The 2,685-nt window shown below is 70.2% G+C and carries 3 protein-coding genes; all 3 read right to left on the minus strand.

Going from position 1 to position 2,685, the window contains the following annotated elements:
* Positions 1-687, minus strand: a 687-nt coding sequence (locus tag E4F61_RS14145; RefSeq protein ID WP_133480246.1) for a UDP-glucose dehydrogenase family protein, incomplete at its 3' end; no start/stop codon positions are given.
* Between the two features lie 46 nt (positions 688-733).
* Complete coding sequence (locus E4F61_RS14150) at positions 734-1,528, minus strand: FKBP-type peptidyl-prolyl cis-trans isomerase (protein ID WP_133480247.1); 795 nt, start codon at positions 1,526-1,528, stop codon at positions 734-736.
* A 33-nt stretch (positions 1,529-1,561) separates the two neighbouring features.
* Positions 1,562-2,533 (minus strand): FKBP-type peptidyl-prolyl cis-trans isomerase, encoded by a 972-nt coding sequence (locus E4F61_RS14155; RefSeq protein WP_133480248.1) that lies wholly within the window; start codon positions 2,531-2,533, stop codon positions 1,562-1,564.
* Positions 2,534-2,685: the final 152 nt, after the last annotated feature.

Consider the following 2,685-nt stretch of genomic DNA (forward strand, 5'->3'; position numbering starts at 1 on the left):
GTTGGCGATCTCGTTCATGAACGAGATCTTGGTCGCGAGCATCGCGTTCGCCGCGTACTTGGTCAGCTCGGCCGAGCGCACGTCCATCACCACGATGCGCTCGTGGTTGCGGTTGAACGGCGCGTAGAGCCGGCGCAGCCGGTCGATGACGTTCGCGTCGGTGGCGCCCACGACGATGCGATCCGGGCGCATGAAGTCGTTGACGGCGTCGCCTTCCTTCAGGAATTCGGGATTGGACGCCACGCCGAACTCGAGCTCGACCCCGCGCGCATCCAGCTCGGCGGCGATCGCGTCGCGCACCTTGTCGGCGGTGCCGACCGGCACCGTCGACTTGTTGACCACGATGCCCGGCCGCTCGAGGTGACGGCCGATCGTGCGCGCCACCGCCAGGACGTACTGCAGGTCGGCGCTGCCGTCCTCGCCCGGTGGCGTGCCGACCGCGATGAAGATCACCTCGCCGTGCGCGATCGCGGACGGGGCGTCGGTGGTGAAACGCAGGCGGCCGGCTGCGTGGTTCGAGCGCACCATCGGCTCGAGGCCGGGCTCGAAGATCGGGATCTCGCCGCGCTCGAGCGCGGCGACCTTTCCGGCATCGATGTCGACGCAGACGACGTCGTGGCCGACATCCGCCAGGCACGTGCCGGTGACCAGGCCGACGTAGCCCGTGCCGAAGATGGTGACGCGCATCAGGCGCTCCTGCGAAGTCGCCCGGCGCGGACGCCGGGCGCGTGGATCACGGGGTCGGCTGCGGGCCCGCAGCGCCCGGCTTGCCGATGCCGAGGAGCTCGACGTCGAACACGAGCGTGGCGTTCGGCGGAATCGGACCGCCCGGCGTGCCCTGCTCGCCGTAGCCCTGCGCCGCCGGGATCCAGAGGCGGTACTTGCTGCCGACCGGCATCAGCTGGATGCCTTCGCGCCAGCCGGGCACGACCTGCGCGAGCGGCAGGGTCGCGGGACCGCCATGGTCGTAGGAACTGTCGAACTTCGTGCCGTCCAGCAGCGTGCCGGTGTAATGCACGGTCACGAGGTCGTCGGCCTTCGGCTTCGGACCGGTACCCGGCTTCAGCACCTGGTACTGCAGGCCGCTCGGGGTGACCTGCACGCCCGCCGCCTTCGCGTTCTTCGCCAGGAACTCCTGGCCCGCCTTCGCGTTCTTGGTCGCCTGCTGCATCTGGTCGGCGATGCGCTTGGCTTGCAGCTTCTGCGCGAACGATTCGCGCACCTGCTGCGCCTGCTGCTCGTTCATCAGCGGCTTGCCGCCCTCGAGCTGCGTGCGCATGGCCTTCTGCAGCGTCGGCAGGTCGATCTCGTCCTTGACCTGCTTCAGCGTCTGGCCCATGTCCATGCCGATCATGTAGCTGACGCGCGCCTTCTCGTCCTTCAGGCCGGGAATCGCGTTGGGATCGGCCGTCTTGGCCGCGGTGGCGGCGTCATCCTTGGCGGCCGGGGCGTTCTTGTCGCAGCCGGTCACCGCCAGCGCGGCGGCGACGGTGCCGAGCGCCATCAGGCGCGTCATCGAAAGGGTCATGCGGGTTCCTCGTGGGGGCGGCGGAAGCCGCGGTCAGGGCGAAACGGCCAGCAGTTCGACATCGAAGACCAGGGCGGAGTTCGGCCCGATCTGCGCGCCGGCGCCCTTTTCGCCGTAGGCGAGGTCCGACGGCACCCAGAACCGGTACTTGGCGCCGACCGGCATCATCGACACGCCCTCGGTCCAGCCCGGGATCACCTGGTCGAGCTTGAACTCGACGGGCTGGCCGCCGCGCTCGTAGGAGCTGTCGAACACGGTGCCGTCCAGCAGCGTGCCATGGTAGTTCACGCGGACGCGGTCCGTCGGCTTCGGGCGCGCGCCGGCGCCCTGCCGCAGGACCATGTACTGCAGGCCGGATGGCGTGGTGAACACGCCCTTCTTCGTCCTGTTCTCGGCGAGGAACCTCTCGCCGGCCGCCTTGTTCACGCCCGCCTGCGCGGCGCGCTGCGCCTCCACCTTCTGCTTCACCGACGTGGAGAACTCCGCGCGGACCGCATTGCGCGTCGCCTCGTCGAGCACGGCCTGCTGTCCGGCCAGCAGGCCGCTGAGCGCGCGGTACACGAGCGGCAGGTCGATTTCGTCGCGGATCGACGCCAGCCCCGGGCCGAGATCCATCGCCACGAGGCGACCGACTTCGGCCTTCGACACGGCCGGCGGCGCCTCCTTCGACTGGCCCTGGCGCGCGGCGATGCGCTTCATGAGCAGCTGGTTGATCTCGCCGGCGCGCTCGCGGGTCATCGCCGGCGGCTTGCCCGCGATCACGTCGGCCACGCCGGCCTGGAACGCACCCGCGTCGAAGTCCTGCGCGATCGGCTGAATCATCTGGGAGATATCGAAGCCGACCACGTAGCTGGCCTTCTGGCGGGTCGTGGCCAGCGAAGCGGCCGTGATCGGCGCGGCGGCCTGCGACGCGACCGGCGCGGGCCGGGACGCCGGAGGCGCGGCGACGGCGACGGCGGCCGTCGAGGCGAGCAGCACGGCGATCCCGCGTGCGGACAGTTTCATTCACGACTCCTGGGCGGCGCCGGTCGGCGCGAAGGGCCCGTATTGTCGCGGCGGCCCTGCCGGCGGGCAATCGCCGCCACGCCGGCCGTATGCCATCAGTTGGGGTAGCGGGGCTTGCACTCCGCCAAACTGGTGTTATAGTTGCCTACAAC

The organism is Cognatilysobacter segetis, from assembly GCF_004359965.1.
GTDB lineage: Bacteria > Pseudomonadota > Gammaproteobacteria > Xanthomonadales > Xanthomonadaceae > Cognatilysobacter > Cognatilysobacter segetis.